The organism is Ancylomarina sp., from assembly GCF_041555295.1.
Classification (GTDB): Bacteria; Bacteroidota; Bacteroidia; order Bacteroidales; family Marinifilaceae; genus Ancylomarina.
Genome location: NZ_JBFFKR010000376.1, coordinates 1 through 2735 on the forward strand (window position 1 = coordinate 1; position 2735 = coordinate 2735).

The window sequence follows — 2735 nt, forward strand, 5'->3', positions numbered from 1 at the left end:
AAAGCTATGCAATTTCTAACTCAAGGTTATCATATTAATCCTGAAGAGATTCTGAAATCAGCTATGTTTAAGGAAAACTATCGCCAAATGGTGATTGTAAAAGATATTGAAGTTTATTCAATGTGCGAACATCACATGCTTCCTTTTGTAGGAAGAGCTCACGTTGCATATATTCCTGATGGTACTATAACAGGACTTAGTAAAATTGCACGTGTAGTAGATGCCTTTGCTCGACGATTACAAGTACAAGAGAGATTAACAACGCAAATTAAAGATTGCATTCAAGATACGCTTAACCCACTTGGAGTAGCTGTTGTTATCGAAGCGACTCATATGTGTATGTCGATGCGTGGTGTGCAAAAACAAAATGCAATTACAACAACTTCTGATTTTACCGGAGCTTTCGAAAAAGTCGCTACTCGCGAAGAATTCATTCGACTGATCTCTTCAAAAACTATATAAATTACTAATTAAGATTAATAATCAGTAGTAACAATTACTGATTAATAATTACTAATTGAAAGCTATGAAAGCATATGTATTCCCTGGGCAAGGAGCCCAATTTGTTGGTATGTGTAAAGACCTATACGAGAACTCTGAACTAGGTAAAGAATTATTTGATAAAGCCAACGAGATTTTAGGTTTCAACATTACTGAACTAATGTTTAACGGAACTGACGAAGATCTAAGACAGACTAAGGTAACTCAACCCGCTATCTTTCTTCATTCAGTTATTTTAGCAAAAACTTTAGGTGATGACTTTAAACCAGAAATGGTTGCTGGTCACTCATTAGGTGAATTTTCAGCTCTTGTTGCTAATGGAGCTCTTTCATTCGAAGATGGTTTGAAATTGGTTTCACAACGTGCAATTGCTATGCAGAAAGCATGTGAAATTGAGCCTTCAACTATGGCAGCTATTATTGGCCTTGATGACGAAACTGTTGTGAGAATCTGTGATGAAATTGACGAAATCGTAGTCCCTGCGAACTTTAACTGCCCAGGACAATTGGTAATTTCAGGCAGCATAAAAGGTATCGAAATTGCTTGTGAGAAATTAAAAGAAGCCGGTGCTAAACGTGCTTTGCCTCTAAAAGTAGGTGGTGCATTCCACTCTCCACTAATGGAGCCAGCTCGTATTGAACTTGAAGAAGCGATAAAGAACACTCATTTCTCTGCTCCAACTTGCCCTGTTTACCAAAATGTAAACGCTAAGCCAATTATAGATCCGGAAGAGATTAAGAAAAATCTTGTTGCTCAACTAACAGCTCCTGTTCGTTTTACTCAGATCATGATGAACATGATTGCCGATGGTGCAAGTTCATTCACAGAAGTTGGTCCTGGGAAAGTGATTCAAGGTTTGGTTAAAAAAGTTGATCGTAAAATGGAGACTTTTGGTGTAGATTCATACCAAGCTTAAGGCTAAAAAAAAATCGATCTTAACGATCAAAACAAGGAAGAGATCTCGACTAATCGAGATCTCTTTTTTTCATTTATGTATTTAGTTTTGACTAAAATATTATTTAAAGCTAATAACAGAAGTCTGTTTTTTTCCATCCATAAGAATCTCTAATGGTTCAGTAAAACGCACATGTTTAAAATAATGGATATGATCAATCAGCTCTTGCTTATTTAATACATCCTCATTTACAAAACTGGTTTTTAAGTTCGATTTTACTGAGAAGTATCCGACATTCATAGAGGTTACATTGTGAAAGAAGTGAGAACCTAAGGAAGCATCCAAAGGGAAATCATCAAGCCCTTGTTCTACAATAACCTTAGCATTCGATATTTGTGACCACAATACCGGGATTCCTGTAAATCTATCTTTAGTTCCCCAGCGACCAGGACCAATAAGCACATATTCCCTGTCTTGCTCTTTCATTTTCTGATTGAGAATAGCCATTTCTTGAGCCATTTCTTCGGTTTTGATTCGATCAAATTTACTCAAGTCCATAAAAATGACGTCACGAACATGGTCTATTTTACCATTTCCCATACCCTTATCAGCTAATAAAACAAGCTTCTCTTTATTAACCTTTGACATGTCTATCTCAATACTCATTTCCTGACGGATAAGAGGTTTAATTTGCAACAAGTTAAATGTTGGCAAGCCATTCTTTCCTTTCGAAAGATCAACAGCAAATTCAATTTCAACAGGAGCTCCCATAGCCTGTTTAAAAATATTCAATAGAATACTTAAGGTTTGAGCTAAAGGAATTTGATTGTATTTTAAAATATTCGCAAAATCGACTACTCGAGGGCCTCTCAGATTCAAATCAGGCTCAATTCTATCGTTACGACCGTCGTAAACTGAAGCACAATGCAAAAGATTACCATCCTTTTCTGCTACTGATAATTCATATTTTTGGGTTGCAGCATCTTCCCCATCCTCCAATAAATTAAGCTTATCAGATTCCATATTTATTGCGTAAAAATAATTCTGGGAATCTTTCACCTGATTTTCAATGGATGCCAATTGTAATTTTGGATGTTCAGGGCAAAAACGATGCGTTTTCTCGCCTCCTACAACATACTTACCTAAACCAATACCAAGTACTGCAAAACCATCCTCTGGTTTCATATACGAGAACGGATAATAATTGTATGATTGCGCTACACCACTAATGTTTGGATAAAATTTACCATTGTATTCCTGCCCAACAACCTCTTGAAGAATAACAGCCATTTTTTCTTCTTCAATTTTATAATCGATAGCAGAAAAATAAGCCTTTGCT

The 2735-nt window shown here is 36.1% G+C and carries 3 protein-coding genes; 2 read left to right on the forward strand and 1 reads right to left on the reverse strand.

Annotation, left to right across the window (positions count from 1 at the left end; all coding sequences use genetic code 11):
• Both folE and fabD read left to right on the forward strand, forming a co-directional pair.
• The coding region (folE, locus tag ABY905_RS16135) for a GTP cyclohydrolase I FolE (protein WP_372645728.1) at nucleotides 1-462 on the forward strand (462 nt) is incomplete at its 5' end.
• A gap of 64 nt (nucleotides 463-526) precedes the next feature.
• On the forward strand, nucleotides 527-1417 hold the full coding sequence (gene fabD, locus ABY905_RS16140) for an ACP S-malonyltransferase (protein WP_372645730.1): 891 nt from the start codon (nucleotides 527-529) through the stop codon (nucleotides 1415-1417).
• Nucleotides 1418-1516: 99 nt separating this feature from the next.
• Here fabD and ABY905_RS16145 read toward each other — a convergent pair.
• The coding region (locus ABY905_RS16145) for a PEP/pyruvate-binding domain-containing protein (protein WP_372645732.1) at nucleotides 1517-2735 on the reverse strand (1219 nt) is incomplete at its 5' end.